The sequence below is a fragment of the Marivita sp. S2033 genome (assembly GCF_046592965.1).
In the GTDB taxonomy this organism is placed as follows: domain Bacteria; phylum Pseudomonadota; class Alphaproteobacteria; order Rhodobacterales; family Rhodobacteraceae; genus Marivita.
Genome location: NZ_JBISBV010000001.1, coordinates 160131 through 186029 on the forward strand (window position 1 = coordinate 160131; position 25899 = coordinate 186029).

Genomic DNA, 25899 nt, shown 5'->3' on the forward strand with positions numbered 1-25899 from the left:
CCAAGAAAGACATGCCATGCCTCAGCCGAATGAACCAGTCCTGACTTTTCTCAACACCAGACGATCGCGCCCGGCGAAACTTCTGCGTGCGCCTGCGCCGTCGCGCGACGAGATCCACCCGATGCTGACCGCAGCTGCACGCTCACCCGATCACGGCAAACTGGAACCCTGGCGCTTCATCGTTCTGCAAACCGGTGCCCTCACGCGCCTCTCGAAATCCGTCGAGAAACGCGGCATTGCTGCCAATCGACCGGCGGAAGATATCGCCAAGGCGCGCAGCCAGTTCGATGACAGCCCGCTATGCGTGGCCGTGATCGAGGTGCAGAAACCCTCTGACAAGATCCCCAAGATCGAGCAGAGTTATTCTGCCGGAGCGGTCTGTCTTGCTTTACTGAACACCGCGCTCGCGTCTGGATGGGGGGCGAACTGGCTCACCGGTTGGCCCGCACACGACGCGCAATTCTGTCAGTCCGAACTTGGGCTCGGCGAAAATGAACGTGTCGCGGGGTTCATTCATATCGGCACAGCAACAACAGCACCGCCAGAGCGCCCGCGTCCGGATATAGACGCCATTACGACATGGGTTGATGCATGATCCTGCGTAGTTTTTTGCTTGCGCTCAAACAAATCGGCGACCCGCACTTTCGCCGGGTGCTGTTTCTGGGGGTGGGCCTCGCCATCCTGCTTCTCGCCGCTTTTTCGGTCGGGTTCATGTGGCTGGTGACTTTCTTGCTCGGGCCAGAGGTGACGCTTCCCTTCATCGGGTCGGTCACTTGGGTAGATAATGTCGCCAGTTGGGCGGCGCTTGCTTTGATGATCGTGTTGTCAGTGTTTCTGATGGTCCCGGTCGCAGCGACCATTTCGTCGCTGTTTCTCGACAATGTCGCTGACGCGGTCGAAGCGCGAAGCTATTCCCGCCTACCCGCTGCCGCAGCGGTCTCGGTTGGCGATACGGTGCGGGATTCGGTCAATTTCCTCGGCGTTCTGGTCGCGGCCAATATTCTGGCGCTGATCCTTTATTTTGTGCTTCCGCCCTTCGCACCCCTTATTTTTTGGGCATTGAACGGTTTTCTTCTGGGGCGCGAATATTTCATCCTCGCTGCCATACGACGCGAAGGCCGCGCAGGTGCGAAAGCCCTGTACCGGCGTCACATGGGGAAGATATCGGTGGCCGGCATACTTATGGCGATGCCGCTCTCATTGCCCCTTGTGAACCTGGTGATCCCCATTCTGGGCGCCGCGACCTTTACCCATCTGTATCATCAAATTCAGGGGCGGGGCCCATCCGGTTGAAGAAATCGATGTCGCGTACACTGATCCAGCCGGACAGGATGATACCTGCAATCAACAACCAGAGACCAACGCTGACCAGTGTCGTGATCCACGCCTTTTTCCTGAGGTTGTGAACCTCGGGCGAACCGGCATGTGTGCCGGGCACGATCTTGCCCGCCTCGCCTTGCGTCTCGAGGCGGATCGGTATCGCGACCAAAAACACCATGAACCAGATCACAGCAAACAACACAAAGGCGGAAGTGATGGACATCGCCACGCTCCTTTAAGCCACGTTCGGCGCGGCCTCAGACTTGCTCCAATTCGACCAGGCAGCCGTTGAAATCCTTGGGATGCAAGAACAACACCGGCTTGCCGTGCGCACCGATCTTGGGAGTCCCATCCCCCAGAACCCGAGCGCCGGTTTCCTTCAGATGGTCACGAGCGGCTAGAATGTCATCCACCTCGTAGCAAACGTGATGAATCCCGCCGGACGGGTTTTTTTCAAGAAACGCCTTGATCGGGCTCTCATCGCCAAGCGGATACAGCAGTTCGATTTTCGTATTCGGCAACTCGATGAAAACAACCGTGACCCCGTGGTCCGGCTCATCTTGAGGTGCGCCCACATTTGCGCCCAGCGCGCTGCGGTACTGCTCTGCCGCTGCTTCAAGGTCGGGCACGGCGATGGCCACGTGATTCAATCGTCCGATCATCTGCGTCTCTCCGTGATGCGTTTGGCGCGCTTATCCCCTGCCCTGCTCATCCAGACAAGAGGGCGAGCGCCATTAACCAACTGTTAGCCAAGGACGCGCAAGGTAGTGCGACTCATGGAGGGATATATGATTGACGATCTGGCTTTGGACCACATACGCAGACCAACCGTAACACGGCCGCTGCTCGGGCTGACCATTCTCGCCGTTGAAGACAGCCTATATGCGTGTGACGCGCTTCGACTGATGTGCTTGCACAGTGGGGCGCGATTGCGGCGGGCCGATTGCCTCAAGTCCGCTCGACGCCACCTTCAGGTGTATCGTCCGTCCGTCGTAGTCGTCGATATGGGCTTGCCCGATGGGTGCGGTGCCGAGCTGATAGACGAACTTTCCACGTCCTTGCCGCGCGTCTCGGTCCTGCTTGGAACCAGCGCAGATAATTTTTCCGAAGACGTGGCGTTTGCGGCAGGAGCGGATGGCTTTCTCGCAAAACCGATCGCCAATCTGGCGGTCTTTCAGAACGCAATCCTGCAACATATGCCCCAGGATCGGCAGCCTTTCGGATTGCGGCAAATCCATAAGGAACCGATACGTCCCGATCCGATCGCGTTCCGCGAAGACATGGCCCACATCACCGAAGTTTTGAACGGCAATGTCGATGACCGAACCCTGGACTATGTCGCGCAGTTTCTTTCCGGTGTCGCACGCAGCGCCGATGACGTAGCGCTTGCGACCGCCGCAACCGACCTTGCCGACGCCCGCGCCGCCGGCACTCCGTTTCAAGGCAAAGTGGCGCGTCTTGCCGGTATGGTTAAGGCAAGACTATCGGACGCTGTCGCGATCTGAGCGCCAGCAATGGAACCCTCTGAAGGCTACTGCGTTACACCGAGAAACACGCAATTGGAGTACGAGATGACCAACATCTATAAAGCCATCAAAGACGATCACGATGAACATCGCACGTTGCTCGACAAAATCGCCGACACGTCGGGCGATAGCGAAGAGCGTCGTCAAGCATGGGAAGAGTTTTACTACGACGTCAAAAGTCACGCTGCTGCCGAAGAAGAAACGTTCTATTCCACGTTGATCTCAAAGACATGGGGCCAGGATTCCGCGCGCCACTCGGTGCACGAGCATCAGCAGCTTGATGACTTGATGGAAGAGTTGAACACGATGGACATGTCGTCGTCAGGGTGGCTGACAAAGTTCAAGCAACTGCGCCATGATTACGAGCACCATATCGACGAAGAAGAGGACGAGGTGTTCACACGTGCCCGCGAGGTTGTGGATTCTTCCAGGGAGGACGAGATTGGCGACCGTTTCCTCAAGCGCAAGGAAGAAGAGCGCAAACTTGTCGACAAGAAGCGCGAAGATTCTCTAGAGGATTAAGTTCACCCGCGTCCCGCAAAAGAAAAAACGGCGCTGGCTAGCGCCGTTTCTTTTTCGAGCATGTGCGACACGACTCACGAATCTTCTGGGATCACCCGCAACCGCAGTTCCATCAACTGATCGGCAGTCGGCTCAGAGGGCGCGTCCATCATCAGATCTTCCGCGCGTTGGTTCATGGGGAACATGATGACTTCGCGAATGTTCGCCGTATCCGCCAGCAGCATCACCATGCGGTCGATCCCCGCCGCGCATCCGCCGTGTGGGGGTGCGCCAAAGCGGAATGCGTTCACCATGCCGCCAAACCGCTTGCGTACTTCTTCCTCACCGTAGCCTGCCAATTCAAACGCCTTGAACATGATCTCAGGCTTATGATTTCTGATCGCGCCCGACACCAGTTCGTACCCATTGCACGCGAGATCATACTGATATCCCAATACATCAAGCGGATCACCTTGCAGCGCGTCCATTCCGCCCTGGGGCATCGAAAACGGGTTGTGACTGAAATCGATCTTCCCAGTCTCCTCGTCCGCTTCGTACATTGGGAAGTCGACAATCCATGCGAACGCAAAGCGGTCGGTTTCGGTCAGACCCAGCTCGTCTCCGATTGCCACGCGCGCCTTTCCGGCCACCGTCTCAAAGCTTGACGGCTTGCCGCCAAGAAAGAACGCAGCGTCGCCCACATCAAGGCCGAGTTGCTGGCGGATCGCTTCGGTTCGCTCCGGGCCAATGTTCTTGGCCAGAGGGCCGGCGGCCTCCATGCCTTCGCCCTGATCGCGCCAGAAGATATAACCCATGCCGGGCAACCCTTGTTTCTGCGCAAAAGCATTCATGCGATCACAGAACTTGCGCGAGCCCCCACCAGGCGCGGGAATCGCCCGAATTTCCGTGCCGTCCTGCTCCAGCAGCTTGGCAAAAATCGCAAATCCCGAGCCGCGGAAGTGATCGCTGACGACCTGCATCTTGATCGGATTACGCAGATCGGGCTTGTCGGTGCCGTACCAAAGCGCCGAATCCCGATAGGAGATCTGCGGCCATTCGCTATCGACCTTACGGCCGCCGCCAAACTCCTCGAATACGCCCTGCATCACTGGCTGGATTGTATCGAACACGTCCTGCTGTGTGACGAACGACATTTCGAGGTCAAGCTGATAGAAATCAGTGGGAGACCGATCAGCGCGCGGGTCTTCATCGCGAAAACAGGGGGCAATCTGGAAATATTTGTCAAACCCCGACACCATGATCAACTGCTTGAATTGCTGCGGTGCCTGCGGAAGCGCGTAGAATTTGCCCGGATGCAAACGACTGGGCACAAGAAAATCCCGTGCGCCTTCGGGGCTTGATGCGGTGATGATCGGGGTCTGGTATTCGCGAAATTTCTGCTCCCACATCCGCTTGCGGATCGACGCGACGACATCGGAACGCAGAGTCATGTTCCGCTGCATCGCCTCGCGGCGCAAATCAAGGAACCGGTACCGCAGGCGTGTCTCTTCGGGGTACTCTTGGTCTCCGAACACGATCAAAGGCAATTCTTCTGCCGCGCCCAGCACCTCGATGTCGCGCACGAACACTTCGATCTCACCGGTGGGCAGCTTGGGGTTGATCAAGCTTTCATCGCGCGCCTTCACTTCGCCGTCGATCCGGATACACCATTCGGATCGCAGCTTTTCAACGTCAGCAAACACCGGGCTATCGGGATCACACAAAAGCTGGGTCACCCCGTAGTGGTCGCGCAGATCGACGAACAGCACGCCGCCGTGATCCCGAATGCGATGGACCCAGCCAGAAAGACGCACTGTCTGTCCGACATTGGCCGCCGACAAATCGGCGCAGGTATGGGTGCGAAAGGCGTGCATAACAGGTGTCCTTGGGCGGAATAATTTGGCCCGATACACCCTCTCAGCATTGGGAAGTCAAGCCATGCCCCCATGCCGTCACGTCTGCGCAGCCCAAAAAGTGAAATCACTGCGCTTGCAGTCGCCTGCGCCATGCCTATAACACCGCCAGTTTGCATGATGAGGGTCGAGCAATGCCAAAGCGGGACGATATCAAATCCATTATGATTATCGGAGCCGGGCCCATCGTCATCGGCCAGGCTTGCGAATTTGACTATTCCGGTGCGCAAGCGTGCAAGGCGCTGCGCGAGGAGGGATACCGTGTGATCCTCGTCAATTCCAATCCGGCGACCATCATGACCGACCCGGAATTGGCAGACGCGACGTATATCGAACCGATCACACCTGAGATCGTGGCCAAGATCATCGAGAAAGAGCGCCCCGACGCGCTGTTGCCCACGATGGGCGGGCAAACCGGCCTCAACACGTCACTTGCGCTTGAAGAGATGGGGATCTTGGCGAAATTTGGCGTTGAAATGATTGGCGCCAAACGCGAAGCCATTGAAATGGCCGAAGATCGCAGACTGTTCCGCGAAGCAATGGACCGGATCGGACTCGAGAACCCCAAGGCCACGATCATCACTGCGCCTAAAAAAGAATCTGGTGCCGCAGATCTGGATGCGGGTGTCGCCCTCGCATTGGCCGAACTGGATGAAATCGGACTGCCCGCTATCATCAGGCCGGCTTACACCCTCGGTGGCACCGGCGGCGGCGTTGCCTATAACCGTGAAGATTTTGTGCACTACTGCCGCTCCGGCATGGATGCTTCGCCGGTCAACCAGATTCTTGTCGACGAATCCCTTCTTGGCTGGAAGGAGTTTGAAATGGAAGTCGTGCGCGACAGCGCCGACAATGCCATTATCGTCTGCGCCATTGAAAACGTCGATCCGATGGGGGTGCATACCGGAGATTCCATCACCGTCGCGCCGGCGCTGACACTAACGGATAAAGAATATCAGATCATGCGCAACGGCTCGATCGCCGTGCTGCGCGAGATTGGCGTGGAAACCGGCGGGTCCAACGTCCAATGGGCGATCAATCCCGAAGACGGACGCATGGTTGTCATCGAGATGAACCCCCGTGTCAGCCGCTCTTCCGCGCTGGCATCCAAAGCCACTGGCTTTCCGATCGCCAAGATCGCCGCAAAGCTTGCAGTCGGCTACACACTTGACGAGTTGGACAATGACATCACCAAGGTGACCCCAGCCAGCTTCGAGCCCAGCATCGATTACGTTGTCACCAAGATTCCGAAATTCGCATTTGAAAAGTTTCCCGGCGCTGAACCCCATCTGACGACAGCCATGAAGTCGGTCGGCGAAGCGATGGCGATCGGCCGCACGATCCACGAATCGCTTCAAAAAGCGCTCGCCTCAATGGAGTCCGGTCTGACGGGGTTCGACGAGGTCCATATCGACGGCGCACCCGAAAAATCTGCCGTGATCAAGGCGATTTCCAAACAAACGCCCGACCGGATGCGCACGATTGCACAGGCCATGCGCCACGGCCTCAGCGACGATGAAATTCACACGACAACGATGTATGACCCGTGGTTCCTTGCTCGGATTCGCGAAATTGTCGAGGCCGAGGAAGAAATTCGCGCGTCCGGGCTTCCCACCACGGAGGGCGGCTTGCGCGCGCTGAAAATGCTCGGTTTCACCGACGCACGGCTCGCCACTCTCTCGGAACTTTCGGAAAAAGAAGTCCGGTCCCGTCGTCTTGAACTCAACGTCAAGGCTTCGTTCAAACGGATCGACACCTGTGCCGCGGAATTTGAAGCTCAAACGCCGTACATGTATTCGACCTATGAAGCGCCGATGATGGGAGAGGCGGAGTGCGAGGCGCGGCCGTCAGATCGCAAGAAGGTCGTCATCCTGGGCGGCGGTCCAAATCGAATTGGGCAAGGAATTGAATTCGATTACTGCTGCTGTCACGCGTGTTTTGCGCTTACGGATGTCGGCTATGAAACCATTATGGTGAATTGTAATCCGGAAACCGTCAGCACTGATTACGATACTTCCGATCGTCTATATTTCGAACCGCTTACGTTTGAGCATGTGCTAGAAATCTTACGGGTCGAGCAGGAAAACGGCACGTTACACGGTGTCATCGTGCAATTCGGAGGCCAGACGCCACTGAAACTGGCGAATGCGCTTGAAGCAGAGGGAATCCCAATACTTGGGACCACGCCAGATGCGATTGACCTCGCCGAAGATCGCGAACGTTTTCAAGAGCTGGTAAACGAACTGGGCTTGAAGCAACCGCACAACGGGATCGCCTCGACTGATGCCCAAGCGCTCGCAATTGCAGAAGGCATCGGCTTCCCGCTTGTCATCCGCCCATCATATGTTCTGGGTGGGCGCGCGATGGAGATTGTGCGCGATATGGCTCATTTGGAGCGCTATATCGCTGAGGCTGTTGTCGTGTCAGGTGACAGTCCGGTCCTTCTTGACAGCTACCTCTCTGGCGCGATTGAACTTGACGTTGATGCACTATCCGATGGCACAAACGTCCATGTTGCGGGGATCATGCAGCACATCGAAGAAGCGGGGGTTCACTCCGGAGATAGTGCGTGTTCCTTGCCGCCGTATTCCCTATCCGACGACCTGCTGGAAGAGGTTAAAAAGCAAGCAACAGCGCTGGCTCTGGCCCTGAATGTGCGTGGCCTCATGAACGTACAGTTCGCGATCAAGGATGGCGAAATATTCTTGATCGAGGTCAACCCGCGTGCCTCGCGCACCGTGCCGTTCGTGGCCAAAGCCACGGATTCCGCCATAGCTAGCATCGCCGCACGCGTTATGGCAGGTGAGCCCTTGACGAATTTTCCAATGCGCGCGCCCTATCCTGAAAACACTGACTATGACACGGTTCTCCCCTTGGGTGATCCGATGACCCTGGCTGACCCGAATATGCCGTGGTTCTCAGTGAAAGAAGCCGTCCTTCCTTTTGCCCGCTTTCCCGGCGTAGATACGATCCTCGGCCCAGAGATGCGTTCTACCGGTGAAGTAATGGGTTGGGATCGATCGTTTCCGCGCGCATTTCTCAAGGCGCAGCTCGGTGCCGGGAATCATCTTCCAACATCGGGTTCGGTTTTCTTTTCCATCAAGAACTCCGACAAAACCGATCAGCTGATTGAAACCGCACAAATTCTTGTTGATCTCGGATTTGACATCGTCGCCACCTCAGGAACGGCGTCCTTCCTCTCCGATCATGGTATTGCTTGCGAGACGACGAAAAAAGTCTACGAAGGTCGGCCAAATATTGTCGATCTGATGAAAGATGGAACGATCGCGCTTGTGATGAACACGACAGAAGATGCAGCTGCGGTCGAGGATTCTCGTGAAATCCGATCAGTGGCTCTTTACGATAAAATTCCCTATTTCACGACAGCTGCCGGTGCGAATGCCGCCGCTTTGGCGATGAGAGCCAGACAAGATGGCGATCTGGTTGTGAAAAGTCTCCAAGGTTAGTCATTGGCGTTAGGGACTACCGAAGTCGCCATCGCCGATTGAGGATCCTGGCATGGGTTGCCAACGCAGTATCTTCTGCGGCATTCCGAGTCTCTCACCTGAGCCGTGCCACACTGGTCTCCGAAATATCGGTTCCGTCGGATAGCAACAGCCAGGCTTCGTCGTTACCGAACCGCACCTCTTCGATGACCGCGGAAGTTAAGACCTCAGTATCCAGCTTAGAGTCATCTGATGCACTCCGTAGTTCCGCCGTGAACGTGCCGGGTTCGACAGGAAGCCCGTCCACTCCCTGCCCCGTCCACGACGCTTTCGACTGACCCGGCTCAACAATCTGATCAGACACGGCTATGCCATCGCTGTCCAAAATAACGAGTTTCGATCGTTCACGAACATCATTGAAGCCTAGTTCGAGATCAACCGGAGACCCCGAAAATTCGAATGCACCCGCATGTAGCGCCGTTCGGCCCACCAGCCCCGCATAATTTGACAGACCACGAGAGGACATGACGTTAATTAAAGATTCAAAATTTTGATTTGTCAGCGTCTGTTGTTCAACCATTGAGAACGAGGCCAATTGGCTTGCAAACTGCTCCGCCTCCATCGGGCTCAGAGGGTCTTGATTCTGAATTTGCGTCGTGAGCATCTTAAGAAATGTCTCGAAATCCCCAGACATACCTTGTTTTGCACTAGCCGCTTTTGAAGACTCGGCACTTATAGCATTTACTTGCATGTTAAATCCTCACATCGATTAAGCCGGACTTCCATTCATCAGTAGAAGATCCAACTGGACCTTCTCCGATCTCACTGGTCCATATATTATGTTCAGATCTTTTCGAATGCGATTGGTCTCGTTCTCTCTTTTGGTTGCCTTCAGTGAACGAAAAATTATAATCTGAAATCCCGATTCGCCTTAGATCACTTTTCAAATCCGCGATATTTCTCATTAACAAATCCAGGCTCTCCTTTGCTCCCGACGAAAATTTGATATCCAGAACTTCATTATGAGCTTCGATGTTAACAGAAATATGATCGCGGCCGAAAGTTTTATCGGTTTTGATGATCCCAAGTCCTGCGTAATCCAACGCCTGAAACTTAACTTGATATGACCGTCCGTCCGTAGAAAGGGAGAGATCGCTCCTGTTGATACTTTGCCCAACCCTATCGGACATCTGGGACTTTTCGCTTTTATCCTCAATTTCAAAAGCGTGCCGCTCTCGCTGTGATCGAGCAATGTAGCGAACATTGTGCTCATGATTCTTTTGCAGGAAACCAATCTGACGCGCTTCTTCGGGAGTACTTTTTTGCCCGAGCACAAATTCCTCTGAGTGAGAGCGTCCTCCCATTCCCGCTTTATTAAAATCAGGTACGAAAAATAAATGTGGAGCATCAATGTTCTCCACAATCTCTGGTCTCTTGGTCAGGAGAGCCGCCGTGGGCGAAGTGCACGTCTCTCCACCAAACAATGGCCTTGGCTTCACACCATAGCTCAATTCTACTTTCTTGGCGTTCTCTATTTCTTCGTCGACGGCATCGGTATTTAGATCAGTAGTCGGCACAAACGTGTCATAGAATTTCGTCGGCGCGTTCGATTTATTGCTAGGATTAGTATCGTATCGTGTAATTCCCCACTCACCTCGCCCCACGTCCAACTCATTATCCGCGGTGAGGGCCATCGAACTTGACATAATCATCGCCCCAGCGTTTACCTCTCCTACCGAAATCTCATCGCTTCGGTATCCCCGCGCATCTCTTTCAGTCGGGTACTCGCCAAAAATGTAAATTTGCGCAAATGGATCCTGAGCGCTCATAGCATTGTGAGATATCCTATCAGAATGTCTTTCTTCCGCTGCCTGAAATGAAAATTGGTTTCGAACAAAATTTTTTTCGTCATCGCATTTCAAACTGACTTTAGGTGATTCTGTTAAGTTCGTGCTCTCATCATCGACATACTCCATAAAGGCAGTATCTTCATACTCCTTATCACCTCTTTCTCCTTTCAGAGCGTGCCTGCCAATCTCGATCGCCAAGACCTGGTTAACCATCATGTTGCAACCGATTCCATTCTATTCATAAATCAATACCGGTTTAACGTCAGTATCTGCACAACTCTTTAAATATTGGAGGTGCCGGACCTCTAAATTGGTAAAATTTGATTGTCTTATGCAACCGGAATTTACGTTTGATTTACATCTGTAGACGACACCGTTCTGTGCACGAACGACGTGGCGTGAGACGGGTGTCTCAACAGGTGTCAGAATGACCGAACAACTCCGCATTGGATTTAATTCGATGCGGTTCACAAAGTGCAAAGCACATTTGAAAGGAACGATATGTCTAGTATTCTGACAAACAATGGCGCGATGGTTGCGCTACAAACGCTCAAATCCATCAACACCCGTCTATCAGACACACAAAGCGAAATTGCGACCGGCAAGACCGTCGCAACGGCACGCGACAATGCTGCTGTATGGGCAATCTCAAAGGTCATGGAATCCGATGTAAAGGGATTTCAGGGCATCTCAGACAGCTTGAACCTCGGTGAATCCACGGTCGCCGTTGCTCGGAACGGCGCGGAAACGGTCACCGATCTGCTGACGGACATGAAGGGGAAAATCGTCGCGTCGCAGGAGCAGAACGTTGATCGCGCAAAAATTCAGACAGACATTGTGGCGCTGCGCGAGCAAATCAATGCTGTCGTCGGAGCGGCTCAGTTCAATGGGCTTAACCTCCTCTCAAATCGTGAAATGGATGCCGGTTCCGGTACTGTAAACGTACTGGCATCGCTCGATCGTTCCGCCAGTGGTGTTTCGGCCAGTGATATTTCAGTTGCCAAAAAGGATTTGGGTACGACAGCCAGCTCCGTAGTCGGTGGTACCGTCGGCAACCTGACCAGTGCAGTCACTCTTAATGCGACACAAAGTTCAAGTCTGGCGGTCACGACTCCCACCGGCGCTGGCCAAGTTTTCAGTATCGGATTGACTGGTACCGATGCCGATGCAAGCGCATTTACCCCGGCAGACTATACAACTGGCACCACGGCGGCAGATGCCCAAAAGATTATGTATATCGCACGCGACGGCGATACCGCTGGCGACGTTGCCAAAGGGCTCGCCCAAGCCTTCTCGATCTATGCGGCCGAGCAAGGGCTCGATACCGACGTGTTGAATATCACATCGTCCGGAGGCAGTTTGAACGTAAGCTCGTCCGTAACGGACGGGACTGACACGATCGCCGCACGGATCGACACACTGACATCGCCAACAAGTGTAGCGATCGGCGGTGGCCTCGAGAAATTGAACGATATCAACGTTACGACCGATAGTGGAGCCGATGCCGCACTCGTTGCGATTGAATTCATGATCCAAAACTCAATTGATTCAGCGGCGTCGTTCGGGTCTGCGCAGGGTCGAATTGACACGCAGGCGAGCTTCATCTCTAGTCTCACGGATTCGCTCAAATCAGGGATTGGCACACTGGTCGACGCTGACATGGAAGAAGCATCCGCCAGACTTCAAGCGCTCCAGGTTCAACAACAATTGGGCGTTCAGGCACTTTCGATTGCAAACCAAGCCCCGCAATCGCTGTTGTCATTGTTTAGATAACCTAGGGAAGGGCCGCTTCGGCGGCCCTACCTTCCGCTTCTTTACGAATAAAATGAGGTCGCTGTCTTGAACGCTTATTCCACCGCTTATCACGATTTAACTTCACGCTCGTCAACCAAATCCGCAAGGGACGCAGAGGGTGAGGTCATTTTATTGGTCACACGACGACTTAAGAATGCTTGGAGCAAACGCGGTGAAGACTTTCCAAAGTACACCGAAGCATTGCATGACAATCGAAAGTTGTGGAGCATTTTTGCTGCTGATGTGTTGACAAAAGACAATGCTTTGCCACTCGAATTGAAATCCAAAATCAGTTATTTGGCCGAATTCGTTCGCGATTATTCCTCAAAAGCCCTGCGTGACGGCCGCACGATAGAACCACTCTTGGAACTCAATCTTGCCGTTCTTCGCGGTCTCAGCCAAGCTGGAAAGAAGACATGAGTGGCCTGGTCTTAAAACTGGGTCCGAAAGAGCGCATCCTTGTAAATGGAGCTGTGATCGAGAATGGCGATCGGCGGTCCCGGTTTACTGTTTTGTCATCTGGCGCAAATATTTTACGTCTCAAGGACGCCATCCATCCCGATAGCGCAAACACACCAGTCCGACGTGCTTGTTATCTGACACAGCTGCTCTTGAGTGGGGATGTCGATACTGTTGCTATAACATCGCGCCTAGAAAATGAGATTGTTCAACTTATGCAAGTATTCGCGGGTGATAAGAACCTGGCGCTACTCGTTCACGCAGCTCAATCACTGAACCAAGGCAATCCATACGCGTGCTTAAAAGCACTTCGCAAGCTTCTTTCAATTGAAGCAAGTTTGCTGTCCAAACAGTGTCAACATTCCTAATTTCGAATGGATCGCTGACAAGGACCAGACAAAGTTATCTCGCTCGCCAACGGATGCAGTCTAGGCCTACAAGCTAAGAGCATTTAATTATCGGTAAGCCGCGCGCCCTAAAGGCCGGAATCTGGAGGCAGAGTCTTCTTCGGCTGCCCGCTCCGCCGCAAACATAGTAATAACTTATCGAAGCTCGATCTTGCCCCCTCGTCCGTACGCGTTGATTGAAACTCTTCGAAGGGATTATGAAAGGCAATCGCCTGATCCAGAGCCGGGTCTGCCCCCTGAGAATAAAGGCCCGCGCTGATCAGTGTAGATGCCTCAGAATATGTCGATCGCAGGGATCGCGCTTGAGCAATCAACTTGTTCTCAGGTTCGGTTGCTGCACCGGGCAGCGACCGGGAAACGGAGGCTAACAGATCTACCGCCGGAAATAGTCCGCGTTCCGCCAGCGAGCGATCCAAGACGATATGTCCATCAAGGACGCCTCGAAGCATATCTGCGACAGGCTCGTTCATATCAGACCCGGCGACCAAAACGCTAAAAATCGCGGTGATGTCACCTGTTCCTTCGCAACCCGGCCCCGCGCGTTCGGCGAGTCTCGTTATTTTCGAAGGTGTGGATGGGGGAAACCCTCTCATGCTGGGAAATTCACCCGCCGAAACAGCCACTTCTCGCTGAGCTTCTGCGAAGCGAGTCACAGAATCGACCAATAGGAGAACGTGTCGTCCTTGATCCCGGAAATATTCGGCAATCCGCATCGCTGACTGCGGACATTTCATTCGGGCAGTAGGTGCAGAATCCGCGCTAGCAGCAACAACAACGGTGCGTGCCATGCCAGTGTCACCCAGGATATTTTTTGTAAAATCCCGAATTTCGCGTCCGCGTTCTCCGACCAATGCGAGAACAACCACATCCGCCTCGATCGCTCTGACAAAATCAGCCAAGAGCGTGGATTTCCCGACACCGGAACCCGCAAAAATGCCAATTCTTTGACCGCGCACGATCGGTAGCATCGTATTGAAAAGATGAAAACCAGTGTTCAGGCGCGGGCCCAGCGCCTTGCGGGTAACGGGTGCCGGTGGATCATTGTGAATGTTGAACAGCCGATCGCCCTGAGGCAACGGGCGGTTATCAAGCGGAGCCCCGTATGGATCGACGATCCGACCGATCCATTCATCACTTGGTGCAATGCGACATGGACCGAGTGAAACCACACGGTCCGACAGCGCCACTTGGTCGGGGGGATCATCTGGCAGCATGGTCACACCATCGCGATTGATGCAAAGGACTTCGCCCATCAACACTGACCCGTCACGACGCTCCAATCGCAGCCGATCGCCCAGTTTGACGTCAATCTCCAGACCGGCAACGGACAAAACGTGTCCGTCGACCGAAGTAACCCGACCAACTGTCTTCGTATGCGCGATGTTGGCAACGCGAAACTTCAATTGCGAGAGCGCTGCATTTTGCATCGCGTTGTTCCTTTTTTCCGTCTGCAAACCATTTCTAAAGGAATCAGGGTTAAATCTTCGTTGAAACGACTGAGGGAGAAGCCCTGAAATGTTCCAAAACCTGGATATGTTTAAAACCGCGATGTCGATGGCGCGGCACGCTGGCCTGAAACAGGCGATAACGGCCCAAAACATCGCGAATGCAGACACACCACAATTTCGCGCCCGAAAAATCGCGAACTTTTCCGATCTCGTGCCGTCTCAACAGAACGGATTTACGTTGAAAACCACTCATTCGGGCCATGTCGGAAACTGGCGCGATGTCTCTGTTGACCACATCGAAGTCAGGAACACTGAAGAGCCCAATGGAAATGGCGTTGTGCTGGAAAACGAGATCCTCAACTCGGTTGATGCCAAGCGTCAGCACGACCGCGCTTTAGCTGTATATCGCGCCTCACTAGGAATGTTCCGCAGCGCGTTGAGCAAACAATAGGAGCGACAGAATGTCAGCTTTTTCAGAGTCATTAAGCGTTTCGGCCAGCGGGCTGAAAGCGCAGGCACATCGCCTTCGGGTCGTGTCGGAAAACGTGGCCAATACCGATACGCCGGGTTACCGCAGAAAGCTGGTGTCTTTTGGCGCCGAAGCCGAAGCCGCTGGCATTGCCAGGGTCGAGATTGAAAAAGTGTCTCTCGACCGTCGCGAAGGTGAACGGATTTATGATCCCGGGCACCCGATGGCCGATCTCAGCGGGCACTATGTCGGGTCGAATGTCAATCTGGTCGTTGAAATCGCCGATGCCCGAGAGGCTCAGCGAAGCTATGAGGCCAATCTCAAGATGTTCGACCAGACCCGTCAGATGTCATCGGGACTCATGGATCTTCTTCGCAAGTAACCCTTTCCAGAATGGAGAAATAGAATGGACGTAAAATCACTCTTTGCATCACAGCAATACGCTGCAATGAAACCCGCAACCAAACCTGATCCGCGTGCGGCGATCGCGCAGAGCTTTGCCAAGATTACCGAGGACTTCGCCGACACCCTCAAAACGACGGAATCCACCGCAATGGGGTCGATGTACGGCGATGCGGATCCGCATGCCTTGGTCGAAGCTTTGTCGCAATCCCAGCTTGCCGTTGAAACTGCTGTGACCGTCCGCAACCGGGTGGTCGAAGCGTATCAGGAAATCCTGCGAATGCCGGTCTGAACGGAATGCTGAGCGAAGGATACGTATTCGACGTGTTGCGAGAGGCGTTGAGAATTGCGGTGGTCATATCAGCCCCGGTTCTTATCGTTGCCCTCCTGGCTGGTGTTTCGATCGGCCTTTTCCAGGCTTTGACCTCGATTCAGGAGATGACGCTCACCTTCGTTCCGAAGCTTGTGGCCATGCTGGCCGTCTTCTGGGTCTCGATGAGCTTTATGACCCGCACTCTGACAGACTTTTTTCACACGATCATCATTCCATCAATTGCCGGAGGCTGACATGGAAAACGCCAGCTATGTAACGCTCACTCGTCAATCGGGCTTGATGCGCGAGATGGAAACCATCGCGCACAATATCGCGAACGCAGCAACAACCGGATTTCGCCAGCAGGGCCTGGTTTTTTCTGAATATATTCAGGCGCTAGACGGCAGCGACAGCCTTTCCATGGCCGCGGCTCGGGTCAAGAAGACGTCTACCGCTCAGGGCGTTCTCACTCAAACCGGTAATGCGCTGGATTTTGCAATCGAAGGATCCGGGTATTTTCAGCTCGAGACGCCCGATGGACTTCGGCTGACCCGATCGGGCGCGTTCAACATGGATGCGACTGGAGACATCGTGAACTCTGATGGATACCGGGTTCTCGACAGCGGTGGCGCACCGATCAACGTTCCAGCAGGCGGCGGCGATGTAAGCGTAGCGCCGGATGGGACAGTAAGCCTTGGCGATCGTTTGCTTGGCCAGCTCGGCATCGTCGAGCCGGAGGTTGGTGCCGATCTCGAACGGGAATCGGGCGTTTTGTTCAAGACCGAAGCAGCTGTTGCGCCATCGGAGGATGGCAAGATTCTCCAAGGTCACCTTGAAGGTTCCAACGTTGATGCGATCTCACAACTCACCCGCATGATCGAGGTTCAGCGTGCGTATGAGATGGGTCAAAAACTTCTCGATATGGATCACGAGCGGTCGAAAACCGCTTTGCAAACACTGATCAAATAAAGGAGGCGACAATGCGCGCCCTGAAAATTGCAGCGACCGGAATGACGGCTCAGCAGATGCGAGTCGAGATCATCTCGAACAATCTCTCGAATATGAATACCACTGGCTATAATGCGCGCCGGGCGGAGTTTTCGGATCTCCATTATCAACAGGTTGCACGCGCCGGTACGGTAAACGCATCAGATGGCACTGTTTTGCCAACCGGTGTTCAGGTCGGGCTTGGCGTGCGTCCGGCGGCGGTATCGATTCACCTTGCCCAAGGGTCTTTGAGTCAGACAAACTCCGATCTTGACGTTGCAATCGACGGCAACGGTTTTCTCGAAGTAGCGATGCCGTCCGGCCGAACAGGATACACACGCGACGGATCTCTCAAACGCGATGCAGAGGGCGTGATAGTTACATCCGAGGGCTTTCCCGTCGCTCCCGAGATCGTGATTCCGCAGGATGCGCGCAGCATCTCGATCAACCCCGAGGGCGAGGTTTACGCTTATTTCGCCGACGCCGCCGAACCGCAAATCCTGGGGCAGATGAACCTTGTCGGCTTTGCCAATGCCAAGGGGCTTGAAGCGTTGGGCGGAAATCTTTTCGGCGAAACCGAAGCATCCGGTGGTCCGATCGTTGCTACACCAGGCGAAGATGGTCTTGGCACTCTCCGGCAAGGGTATCTTGAAGACAGCTCTGTCGATCCGGTGCGCGAACTCACCGAATTGATTGAGGCACAGCGCGGCTATGAGTTGAACGCCAAGGTGATTTCAGCCGTCGACCAGATGCTTGGCGCAACGACACAGGTGCGGTGATGCGACTGACCCTCCCACTCTTATTGGCTATCGGTGCAACTCCTGCGTTTGCGGATACGGTGTTCGCGCTCAAGACCCTTCGGGCGAAAGATGTGATCACCGCCGACAGCGTGCACGTCAAAGACACCGACGTGGCCGGTGCCTTGCGATCTCTCGATGCCGCAATCGGCCAAGAAGTGAAACGCGCGGTTTACGCCGGGCGGCCAATTCTCGCAGCCAACATCACGAAGCCCGCATTGGTTGAACGCAATCAGGTCGTCCAGGCCAGCTTTATCTTGAATGGCCTTACGATCGACACCGAAGTTCGCGCGATGGAGCGTGGCTCGGCGGGCGATATTATTCGCGCGATGAATATGACCTCCCGCGCAACCATACACGCCGAAATTCAAGACGACGGCCGTCTGAAGGTGCTGCCCTGATATGCGCATTGTCCTGTTGACCCTTTGTTTTACCACAGCCTTTTTGGCGAACTGCACACGCCTTGACCACATCGGCAAGCCCCCCGATTTGACACCGCAAACCAAGAGCGTCGAACGTCAGGCGATGATCTACTCCGGCTTGCCCCTGGCAACGCAGGACACGTCACCTTACCGGCGTGCGTCATTGTGGAGCGGCGATCAAAGCTCGCTGTTCGGCGACCGCCGCGCGTCCACCACCGGAGACATCCTCACCGTTCTGATCGAAATTGACGATGAAGCCGAGATCTCGAACTCGACATCTCGCGGACGGTCATCGACGGAATCGCTTGGCGTTCCGCAATTATTCGGCTTGCCGCAACGAAAGAACAAAGCCCTGCCCGACGGCGCGAGCCTGGACAACGCGGTTGAGATGGATTCTTCAAGCCAGAGCGACGGAAGCGGGTCCGTGCGCCGCAATGAAAAACTGACGCTGCGGATCGCAGCAACAATCACGGGTGTTTTGCCAAACGGAGTATTGAGCATAGAAGGCATTCAGGAAGTGCGCGTCAATTTCGAACTGCGCGAATTGCTCGTCTCTGGATTCGTGCGCCGCGCAGACATCACCCGCCAAAACGAAATCACATACGACAAGATCGCTTCGGCTCGTATTTCCTATGGTGGCCGAGGTCAGATCAGTGACGTGCAGCAACCCCGGATCGGACAGCAAGTTCTTGACGCGGTTCTTCCATTTTAAGCCAAGGCGACGATATGATTAAAAAAATTCTACCTCTCATCTCGCTGATCTTGGGCCTCGCGGCAGGTGGCGCCACTGCAATTGTTCTTGCGCCCACAGCACAGGACACTGCCGTTGAAGGTGGAGAAGCCGCGCACGAGCGAAACGATGTACAGGCCGGCGACGATCATGGCTCCACAGCGTCTGACACCGAGATAGTCAAGCTTCCCAACCAGTTTGTCGTACCGGTCATCCTTGATAATCGCGTTCGCGCGATGGTGATCCTGACCGTGGCCCTCGAAGTCGAACCCGACCAGGCGGATCAAGTGCGTACATTAGAGCCCAAATTGCGCGACATTTTTCTGGCGGAACTTTTCGATCTCGCGGCCCTCGACGGGTTTCGCGACGAGTTAATCTCGCGCAAGACACTCGAGTTGGTTAAAGCATCCCTGACCCAACGCGCAAAAGACGTTCTCAATCACAGGAATGTCAGGGTTCTGGTCACAGATATGGCTCGTCAAGACGTACACTAAGGCCGCTTTTTCATCTCGAACAAGGCGTAGGCGCGATCAGCCTCGCTTTCCAGATCCGGTTGCTTCTTTTCCAAATCCTCTAATAAAATTGATACGCCCAAGCGCTTCCGCAAGGCGTCCTTCAGGGCATGCTCAACCGCGCGCCCCTGTAATTCTGCTTTCTTTACCGAAGGCTGAAGCTGGCGTCTTTCAACGGATAACCTGCGCAAACGCAGTTCGTAGAACCGAGAAATCGAAGGTTCGCTTGCTAAGTTGTCGTTCAGAGTCCGGGCCAATAATTGCTCTTGCTGCAAAATTGCGGATTGTTGCGCGGCTAGTCTATCTTTCTGGCGGCGCTCCTGCGCCAGTGCAGCCCCAAGTCTTTCCACCCTGGCATCCAACGCATCCAGTGCTTTTTTCAGCCCGTCGGATTTTTTCATGATTTCTTCATCTTCTGAATGCGGCGTGCGTATCCGATTGCAGCCGCAACGGCTTTGTAGTGATCGTGGTCAATTGTCATGCCGATTTTCACGTTCGCATACAGCTCGCGCGCCGTGGGAGGATCGCGATACAAGGGAACTCCGGATTGAATAGCGATTTCGCGAATTTTCCGGGCTGTTTCATCAGTCCCTCTCGCGACACATTTGGGAACTGACTGCCGATCTCCGGACCACTGTAGCGCAACTGCGAAGTGGGTTGGATTGGTGATCACGACCGCTGCCTTCGGGACATCAAGAAGCATGCGATTGGTTGCGATTTCTTCTGCCTTTGCACGTCGCTGTTGCCGGATATTATCGTCACCCTCTTCGTTTTTATGTTCGTCTTTCAATTCCTTGTGCGACATCCGGTTCTTTTTGGCGTGTTCATGCACTTGCCAGAACGCATCAATCACTGCAAAGACACAATAGGCGGCACCTGTATACCAGAGCCACCTCAGTGCCACCTCATAGATATTGGCGAGCGCCATGTGGGTTTCCCGCAATATCGCCACCTCAAAGAGGCGATACGTATCCGCAGCAAAGACCGTCATGATTCCGGCAAAGACAGTGAATTTCGCGAAGTTCTTGAAAAACTCGAACAATCCAGACGGGCCATACTTCTTTTTGGCGTTTGCAATCACGGAAATTCGGTTAAGTTTTGGCTTTAGCTTGTCTGCTGTGAAAAGAACCCGTTGTGTTCCGATCAGTCCCATCAGCACAACCGCGAACGGTACAAGGAAAAGGGTGATCAAAAGTGGCGCAATCCATCCGGTTACCGCACCAAACACCCCAGCGCCGTTTTGTGCTTCGGGCACCTCGACTGCTTGGGAAATGAACCCTTCGATGTCGCGCACGATCTTCGTCATGGGTCCATTGAAAATAACGTAGATCGCGATCAGAAATAAAACCAGGACGACGAGATTGACCACATCCTGAGATCGGACAATCTCGCCCTTCTTTCGCGCCTGCTCCAGTTTTCGGCGCGACGCCTCGTATGGCTTGTCTCCTTGATCTTCGCCGTCGTCACTCATTTCGCGCTCTCAAACGGCATCATCAAAATCGTCAGCGCTCTTTCCCGCCAAACTGTCAAAAGGAGTTCGTGATGTATCTGCAAGAAATAGATCGAATACAGGGCTACAAATGGGATACCAATGAAAGATACCATGAATTGCGGCATTGCCTTGTTCACAAAACCGATGAAAAGATAATAGACAAAAAACAGGCTGATGAACCCCGATGAAAGAACCACGGCGTTGACGAAAAGAAAGTTGAGCAACTCCGAGGATTTTTCTGCGAAATAACCCCATATTTCGGCCCAAATCGGCAGTTCTACGAAATAGCTGGCCGCAAAAGCATAGACGATTTGATCGTCGAGCGTCGTTGAAAATATCAGCGCCAGTCCAGTGACCGTTAGGATATGGCTCATCACCGGCATGGGTTCAGTGGCATTTCCAAGCATTTGCGACAGGGACACTGTCTGGCTGATCATCGTTCCGGCGAGTTCCAACAGGTAAACGATTCCGCGCGCAAAAAGTCCGATGAAAATTCCGAACGAAACTTCCTTGATTGCAAAGAAAAATAAATCGCGCGCCTCCAGACTTTCCGCGGGCAGGTAGGGCTGTAAAACAGGAGCAATAGCCACCGACAAAAACAGAGCAATAATAAGCCGAACACGCGCCGAGACATAGCTTTCACCATATCCCGGCGCGAGGGAGATGGCGGCAGCGATGCGAAGAAAAACAGCGAATACAAGCCACACCTGATCGGTCAGTTCGCTCAGGAGACTCTCGCTCACCCCTAGGCCGCGATCGTTCCGACCAACGCCGGTTTTGCGTCAAGTCCGATTTCTTCAAACGCCATCACGGGGTTGGCGATCCCTTTTGCGGTCAACAAGCTGCGCAAGAAGCGCCGCCGCCGACCTTGCGTAATCAGTGCTGGAAATACGCCCTTTTGGCCAGCTTTCGCCATCTCCTCGGCGATGCTTTTTGCCAGACGCTCGAAATCCTTTGGAGGTAATGCCACATCCGGTGCGCCACGATCGTTGGACACCTCACATTCCTCAAAGCGCTTTTCCCAGTCCGACGCAAGATGAACCAACGGAATTGTTCCGTCGTCGCGCCGCATCGACGCGACAAGTTGGAAGCCCAATCGCTGGCGTACGTGTTCACACAACGATTCGGCGGTGTGCCCCTGACCACGCGTCTCGGCGATGGCTTCGAGAATAAGTTGGAAATTGCGGATCGAGACCTGTTCGTCCAACAGGAGCTTGAGAACCTGCAACAGCGTGTCGGTCGGCACCTTATCGGGAATCGTTTGTTCGATCATCACGCGATTGGCTTCGGCGCGCGCGGGGTTGGAGAGCGCACTGAGCTCGTCGAGCAATCGTCTCAGGGATTTCATAGTCAACAGCCGTCCCAGATTGCGCTTGACGACTTCAAGAAGGTGCGTGGCCAGAACCTCGCTCGGAGAAACAACCGTCAACCCGTTCATTTGTGCATCTTCGCGTTCGGAAAGCTGAATCCAGCGGGCCGGGGCGCCATAGACCGGCTCTTCAACATCGGTGCCTTTCGGCAACGCCGTCGCACCTTCGGGTATCAGCGCCAGCATCAGATCAGGATGCAGCACACCCCGCGCAGCTTCAACGCCATGAATACGCACGATATAAGTGCCATCAGGCAGCGTCGCCTCATCGGTCAGGCGCACCTCGGGCATGATGGTGCCAAAACTTCTGGCGACATGCGTTCGCATGTTGGTGATGCGGGAATCCAGGCCGCTGGCGGGGTCAAGGACCATATCCACCAGATCGGGCGCGAATTCGAGATGCACGTCGTCAAGGTCAAGCATGTCCCCAATCGGGCGATCCTTGGCAAGAACCACGGGCTCCTCTTGCTCTTGGTCCTCCTCCGCCAATCCGGCCGTGCGAGCGACCCAATATGCCAATCCTCCCAAGATCATTCCGCCGGCGAGGAAAGGAACAAACGGCAAGCCTGGCACCAACGCAAATAGCACCATCAGAACCGCGACCGTGGCCAATGCCGCCGGATGACGACCCAGTTGCGATGTGATGGCAAGGTCGGTGGCACCTGTCGCACCGCCCCGAGCAAGCAAAAGAGCGGCCGCAATCGAGATGATGACAGCCGGGATTTGCGTGACCAACCCGTCTCCCACGGTGAGGATGGCATAGGTTTCAAATGCTGCTCCGACGGGCATACCGTGTATCACGGTCCCCATGATCAGCCCGACCAGGATGTTGAGCAGCGTAATCAACAGGCCCGCGACGGCGTCGCCCTTGACGAATTTCGAAGCGCCGTCGAGCGAGCCGAAAAAGGTGGTTTCCTGCAATTCGGTTTCTCGCCGCGCGCGCGCTTCGGCATGGGTGATCGCGCCTGCGGCCATGTCGCTGTCGATGGCCAGTTGCTTGCCCGGCATTCCATCGAGCGCAAAGCGCGCCCCAACTTCGGCCATGCGCGCAGCGCCTTTGGTGATGACCATGAAATTCACGATCAGCAGAACGCCAAAGACGACAAGGCCGAGAAACACGCTGCCACCCATCACGAAATCGGCAAAGCCCTTGATGACGTTACCGGCAGCGTCCGTGCCCGTGTGTCCCTGCCCGATAATCAGCTTGGTCGAACTGATATTGAGAGAGAGGCGCAGCATGAGCGACGCCAAAAGAATGGTCGGGAATGCCGAAAAATCAAGCGGTCGTTCGACAAACAGCGTGACGGTAAAGATCAGGATCGCCAGCGCGAATGAGGTGGCCAGCCCGATATCAAGCACGAAGGCGGGTACTGGCAGGATCATCATGACAATCACAGCCATCAACGCCACTGCCAAAACGACGGTGGGCTTGCCAAACAGGTCCTTGATGCTCGCGCCCATTAATTTGTCCTGTTGAAGTCGATGAAGGGCGTGCTTCCAGACGCGTTCGCCATAAATAAGGAACCGGGTCGCGCGGTGCCGCTTCGGGCAAACAGGGATTGGACGGGTGCTGGTTTAGGCTTCGCCACTTCAGGCGGGCTCAAACTTGCGACCCGAGTACGGAAATCGCGAAACTTGATTTTGTATCGTTCGGCATATTTCGGCGTGCGACTGTGGTACGCGCCCGCAGCCTCTGTCCAGTTGCCGAATTCGTCGTAGAGGCTTTTGAGAAACCCCGCCGCATGTGCCGCGTTCAGGTCGGGATTGAACATATCATCAAGGCTGCGAAATCCGTCGGAGTGCCAACGGTAATTGATCTGGAAGCACCCGATGTCGATATTGGAGACCCCGCGTTTCACCTTCGAGAAAACGTATGTCCGCGCCTCGTCTTCGGACTTGAACCATGTTCCATCACCGGCGTGGTTCACAGTCCAGGGCCACGGCTCGATACCGCTGCCCCGGCCGGTCTCCAGCCGAGTGATGGCCAACATCACCTCTGCCGGAACACCGGATTCTTGCGCCGCGCGGTAGGCTGCGGCGTCGCAGATGTTGGCCTGCGCAATCGACACGCCAAAACCGCAAATCAGCAATCCCAAACAAACGGATTTCACCCAAGTCGTGACCGGCACAAGAACCCTCGCATTCTGCGGTTTGGCAGAACACTACGTCCGAGTTCGTTAGGATTTGGTTACGGCGCTTGGATCAATTGTCAGAAAAGCGCACCAACGATGGCAACAAAACCACCGCCAACGGCAGCGCCAAAGATAAGAGAAAGCATGATGAGCCTGGCCTTATCTTGGCTCGGCTCTGGCTTTTCCTGCGCCTGTGCAATCAGAAGTTGCTCCATCAGAGTGGGCAGCCGCGGCCCGAACCGTGCCAGAACAATCGCTGTCTTGCCAAGGTCTTTGGCGAAAGCCCGCGGGCCAATGCTCGTTTTAATGTAATCTTCGACAATCGGCCGCGCCACATCCCAGATGTTCATCCTGGGATCAAGCGACCGCGCCACACCTTCGACCACCACCATCGTGCGTTGCAACAGGATCAGTTCCGTTCGCGTCTCCATTCCGAAACGTTCTGTCACTTCAAAGAGATAGTTCAAAAGACGGCCCATTGAGATGCGTGTCGCATCCATTCCGAAGATGGGTTCTCCGACAGCGCGGAGCGCACGCGCAAACGCATCGACGTCGCGATCGGCGGGTACATATCCGGCCTCAAAATGAACCTCGGCGACCCGCTTGTAGTCGCGCCGGATAAAACCGAAGAGAATCTCGGCATAGACTCGGCGGGTGTATTCGTCGATCTGGCCCATGATACCGAAATCAAGTGCGATGATATCTCCGTTCGGCGCAACCTTGAGATTTCCCTGGTGCATATCGGCGTGGAAAAACCCGTCACGCAGCGCGTGTTGCAGAAACAGTTGCAACACCCGCTCGCTGAGCGCGACGCGATCGTGTCCTGCCGCATCGAGGGCCGCATTGTCACCGAGCGGCACGCCTTCGGCCCAGTCCAGCGTCATCATACGACGGCTCGATTTGTCCCATTTGATCGCCGGAACCTGAAATCCCGCATCCTGCGCCGTATTGGCGGCAAATTCCGACGCCGCCGCAGATTCAAGACGCAGGTCGAGCTCGCCCATGACCACGCCTTCGAAATGGGTGATCACGTCCTTGGGGCGCAGACGGCGAGACGATGGCGACAGCACTTCAATCATGCTGGCCGCGAAATAGAAGGCGTCGATATCCTTGCGAAAATCCTTTTCAATCCGTGGACGCAGCACCTTTACCGCAACGGTTTCGCCCGATTGCGCCACAGTGGCTTTATGCACCTGCGCGATCGAAGCGGCTGCAACGGGTTCGCTGAAGTGAGAAAATAGCGAATCGACCGGAACACCAAGTTCGCTTTCAATCGTTTGCTTGGCTTCGGCTATGGAAAACGGAGGAAGCTTGTCTTGCAACACCCGCATTTGCGTCGCCAATTCTTCGCCCACAACATCGGGGCGGGTGCTCAGAACCTGACCGAACTTGATATAGGCGGGGCCAAGCGCCGTCAGCGCACGGGGCACAGGTGGAACCGATGGATCACCGGAATACCCCAACCACTTGAACGGCCAACCCAACAATCGCGCGGCAACACGTAACGGTTTGGGTGCATCAAAGGCGTCAAGCACCACGCCCATTGCTCCCGTACGTTCCAGCGTTGCGCCTGTACGGATAAGGCGCAAGATATTGTGCGGACCGCGCAT

The 25899-nt window shown here is 54.8% G+C and carries 29 protein-coding genes; 17 read left to right on the top strand and 12 right to left on the bottom strand.

The genetic code is table 11. From position 1 onward, the window contains the following. Nucleotides 1-16 precede the first annotated feature (16 nt). Nucleotides 17-595, top strand: coding sequence for a nitroreductase (locus ACGKZZ_RS00765; RefSeq protein ID WP_411221521.1), 579 nt, complete (start codon nucleotides 17-19; stop codon nucleotides 593-595). Next, entirely contained in the window at nucleotides 592-1293 is a 702-nt protein-coding gene (locus tag ACGKZZ_RS00770) for an EI24 domain-containing protein (protein WP_411221522.1), read from the top strand. The genes ACGKZZ_RS00765 and ACGKZZ_RS00770 overlap by 4 nt, the downstream gene beginning before the upstream one ends. Here ACGKZZ_RS00770 and ACGKZZ_RS00775 read toward each other — a convergent pair. Continuing rightward, a complete protein-coding gene (locus tag ACGKZZ_RS00775) occupies nucleotides 1247-1543 on the bottom strand; it encodes a DUF1467 family protein (RefSeq protein ID WP_411221523.1) in 297 nt (98 codons plus the stop codon). The genes ACGKZZ_RS00770 and ACGKZZ_RS00775 overlap by 47 nt on opposite strands. A 34-nt stretch (nucleotides 1544-1577) precedes the next feature. Continuing rightward, nucleotides 1578-1982, bottom strand: a complete 405-nt coding sequence (gene mce / locus ACGKZZ_RS00780; RefSeq protein ID WP_411221524.1) for a methylmalonyl-CoA epimerase — start codon at nucleotides 1980-1982, stop codon at nucleotides 1578-1580. Nucleotides 1983-2108: 126 nt separating this feature from the next. On the opposite strand from mce, the gene ACGKZZ_RS00785 reads away from it, so the two are divergent. Next, nucleotides 2109-2825, top strand: coding sequence for a response regulator (locus ACGKZZ_RS00785; protein ID WP_411221525.1), 717 nt, complete (start codon nucleotides 2109-2111; stop codon nucleotides 2823-2825). Nucleotides 2826-2891: 66 nt separating this feature from the next. Then, nucleotides 2892-3368 (top strand): hemerythrin domain-containing protein, encoded by a 477-nt coding sequence (locus ACGKZZ_RS00790; protein ID WP_411221526.1) that lies wholly within the window; start codon nucleotides 2892-2894, stop codon nucleotides 3366-3368. Between the two features lie 74 nt (nucleotides 3369-3442). On the opposite strand, the gene aspS is transcribed toward ACGKZZ_RS00790, so the two are convergent. Next, nucleotides 3443-5221, bottom strand: coding sequence for an aspartate--tRNA ligase (gene aspS, locus ACGKZZ_RS00795; protein WP_411221527.1), 1779 nt, complete (start codon nucleotides 5219-5221; stop codon nucleotides 3443-3445). A gap of 173 nt (nucleotides 5222-5394) precedes the next feature. Here aspS and carB point away from each other — a divergent pair, with 173 nt between their 5' ends. Continuing rightward, nucleotides 5395-8727: a carbamoyl-phosphate synthase large subunit gene (gene carB / locus ACGKZZ_RS00800; protein WP_411221528.1), complete on the top strand. Its 3333-nt coding sequence runs from the start codon at nucleotides 5395-5397 to the stop codon at nucleotides 8725-8727. Between the two features lie 94 nt (nucleotides 8728-8821). Here the strand turns inward: carB and ACGKZZ_RS00805 are convergent, their stop codons facing one another. Then, nucleotides 8822-9457: a flagellar hook capping FlgD N-terminal domain-containing protein gene (locus ACGKZZ_RS00805; protein ID WP_411221529.1), complete on the bottom strand. Its 636-nt coding sequence runs from the start codon at nucleotides 9455-9457 to the stop codon at nucleotides 8822-8824. 1 nt (nucleotide 9458) lies between these two features. Continuing rightward, the gene (locus ACGKZZ_RS00810) at nucleotides 9459-10772 is read right to left on the bottom strand and encodes a hypothetical protein (RefSeq protein ID WP_411221530.1); all 1314 of its coding nucleotides are present in this window, start codon (nucleotides 10770-10772) and stop codon (nucleotides 9459-9461) included. 285 nt (nucleotides 10773-11057) lie between these two features. On the opposite strand from ACGKZZ_RS00810, the gene ACGKZZ_RS00815 reads away from it, so the two are divergent. The 3 genes from ACGKZZ_RS00815 (at nucleotide 11058) to flbT (ending at nucleotide 13177) form a co-directional block, all read left to right on the top strand. After that, nucleotides 11058-12329, top strand: coding sequence for a flagellin (locus ACGKZZ_RS00815; protein ID WP_411221531.1), 1272 nt, complete (start codon nucleotides 11058-11060; stop codon nucleotides 12327-12329). Between the two features lie 66 nt (nucleotides 12330-12395). Further along, nucleotides 12396-12770 carry a flagellar biosynthesis regulator FlaF gene (gene flaF / locus ACGKZZ_RS00820; protein WP_411221532.1) on the top strand — a complete coding sequence of 125 codons (375 nt, stop codon included), beginning with the start codon at nucleotides 12396-12398 and terminating at the stop codon, nucleotides 12768-12770. Then, the gene (gene flbT / locus ACGKZZ_RS00825) at nucleotides 12767-13177 is read left to right on the top strand and encodes a flagellar biosynthesis repressor FlbT (protein WP_411221533.1); all 411 of its coding nucleotides are present in this window, start codon (nucleotides 12767-12769) and stop codon (nucleotides 13175-13177) included. The genes flaF and flbT overlap by 4 nt, the downstream gene beginning before the upstream one ends. Before the next feature lie 107 nt (nucleotides 13178-13284). Here the strand turns inward: flbT and ACGKZZ_RS00830 are convergent, their stop codons facing one another. Further along, nucleotides 13285-14643 carry a FliI/YscN family ATPase gene (locus tag ACGKZZ_RS00830; protein WP_411221534.1) on the bottom strand — a complete coding sequence of 453 codons (1359 nt, stop codon included), beginning with the start codon at nucleotides 14641-14643 and terminating at the stop codon, nucleotides 13285-13287. 88 nt (nucleotides 14644-14731) lie between these two features. Between ACGKZZ_RS00830 and ACGKZZ_RS00835 the strand changes: the two genes are divergently transcribed. From ACGKZZ_RS00835 to ACGKZZ_RS00875, 9 genes are read left to right on the top strand one after another with little or no spacing between them, the layout of a single operon-like run. Next, complete coding sequence (locus tag ACGKZZ_RS00835) at nucleotides 14732-15115, top strand: FlgB family protein (protein WP_411221535.1); 384 nt, start codon at nucleotides 14732-14734, stop codon at nucleotides 15113-15115. A 10-nt stretch (nucleotides 15116-15125) separates the two neighbouring features. Beyond that, nucleotides 15126-15515 carry a flagellar basal body rod protein FlgC gene (flgC, locus tag ACGKZZ_RS00840; protein WP_411221536.1) on the top strand — a complete coding sequence of 130 codons (390 nt, stop codon included), beginning with the start codon at nucleotides 15126-15128 and terminating at the stop codon, nucleotides 15513-15515. A 24-nt stretch (nucleotides 15516-15539) separates the two neighbouring features. Further along, nucleotides 15540-15827 carry a flagellar hook-basal body complex protein FliE gene (gene fliE / locus ACGKZZ_RS00845; RefSeq protein WP_411221537.1) on the top strand — a complete coding sequence of 96 codons (288 nt, stop codon included), beginning with the start codon at nucleotides 15540-15542 and terminating at the stop codon, nucleotides 15825-15827. A gap of 5 nt (nucleotides 15828-15832) precedes the next feature. Next, nucleotides 15833-16102, top strand: a complete 270-nt coding sequence (locus ACGKZZ_RS00850; RefSeq protein ID WP_411221538.1) for a flagellar biosynthetic protein FliQ — start codon at nucleotides 15833-15835, stop codon at nucleotides 16100-16102. A gap of 1 nt (nucleotide 16103) precedes the next feature. After that, the gene (locus ACGKZZ_RS00855; protein ID WP_411221539.1) at nucleotides 16104-16817 is read left to right on the top strand and encodes a flagellar hook-basal body complex protein; all 714 of its coding nucleotides are present in this window, start codon (nucleotides 16104-16106) and stop codon (nucleotides 16815-16817) included. Nucleotides 16818-16828: 11 nt separating this feature from the next. After that, nucleotides 16829-17614, top strand: a complete 786-nt coding sequence (flgG, locus tag ACGKZZ_RS00860; RefSeq protein ID WP_411221540.1) for a flagellar basal-body rod protein FlgG — start codon at nucleotides 16829-16831, stop codon at nucleotides 17612-17614. Further along, complete coding sequence (gene flgA / locus ACGKZZ_RS00865) at nucleotides 17614-18033, top strand: flagellar basal body P-ring formation chaperone FlgA (RefSeq protein WP_411221541.1); 420 nt, start codon at nucleotides 17614-17616, stop codon at nucleotides 18031-18033. Before flgG ends, flgA begins: the two co-directional genes overlap by 1 nt. 1 nt (nucleotide 18034) lies before the next feature. Further along, nucleotides 18035-18766: a flagellar basal body L-ring protein FlgH gene (gene flgH / locus ACGKZZ_RS00870; protein ID WP_411221542.1), complete on the top strand. Its 732-nt coding sequence runs from the start codon at nucleotides 18035-18037 to the stop codon at nucleotides 18764-18766. 14 nt (nucleotides 18767-18780) lie between these two features. Further along, a complete protein-coding gene (locus ACGKZZ_RS00875; protein WP_411221543.1) occupies nucleotides 18781-19278 on the top strand; it encodes a flagellar basal body-associated FliL family protein in 498 nt (165 codons plus the stop codon). Here the strand turns inward: ACGKZZ_RS00875 and ACGKZZ_RS00880 are convergent. The 6 genes from ACGKZZ_RS00880 to ubiB all read right to left on the bottom strand — a co-directional run bounded on the left by ACGKZZ_RS00880 (nucleotide 19275) and on the right by ubiB (nucleotide 25899). Then, nucleotides 19275-19697, bottom strand: coding sequence for a hypothetical protein (locus tag ACGKZZ_RS00880; protein ID WP_411221544.1), 423 nt, complete (start codon nucleotides 19695-19697; stop codon nucleotides 19275-19277). The two genes, ACGKZZ_RS00875 and ACGKZZ_RS00880, sit on opposite strands and share 4 nt — an antisense overlap. Beyond that, complete coding sequence (locus tag ACGKZZ_RS00885; RefSeq protein WP_411221545.1) at nucleotides 19694-20767, bottom strand: flagellar biosynthesis protein FlhB; 1074 nt, start codon at nucleotides 20765-20767, stop codon at nucleotides 19694-19696. Before ACGKZZ_RS00885 ends, ACGKZZ_RS00880 begins: the two co-directional genes overlap by 4 nt. Beyond that, the gene (locus ACGKZZ_RS00890; RefSeq protein WP_411221546.1) at nucleotides 20764-21531 is read right to left on the bottom strand and encodes a flagellar biosynthetic protein FliR; all 768 of its coding nucleotides are present in this window, start codon (nucleotides 21529-21531) and stop codon (nucleotides 20764-20766) included. Before ACGKZZ_RS00890 ends, ACGKZZ_RS00885 begins: the two co-directional genes overlap by 4 nt. A 2-nt stretch (nucleotides 21532-21533) precedes the next feature. Next, nucleotides 21534-23618 (bottom strand): flagellar biosynthesis protein FlhA, encoded by a 2085-nt coding sequence (gene flhA, locus ACGKZZ_RS00895; RefSeq protein WP_411221547.1) that lies wholly within the window; start codon nucleotides 23616-23618, stop codon nucleotides 21534-21536. Then, nucleotides 23618-24286: a lytic transglycosylase domain-containing protein gene (locus tag ACGKZZ_RS00900; RefSeq protein ID WP_411221548.1), complete on the bottom strand. Its 669-nt coding sequence runs from the start codon at nucleotides 24284-24286 to the stop codon at nucleotides 23618-23620. The genes flhA and ACGKZZ_RS00900 overlap by 1 nt, the downstream gene beginning before the upstream one ends. Nucleotides 24287-24366: 80 nt before the next feature. Further along, complete coding sequence (gene ubiB / locus ACGKZZ_RS00905) at nucleotides 24367-25899, bottom strand: 2-polyprenylphenol 6-hydroxylase (protein WP_411221549.1); 1533 nt, start codon at nucleotides 25897-25899, stop codon at nucleotides 24367-24369.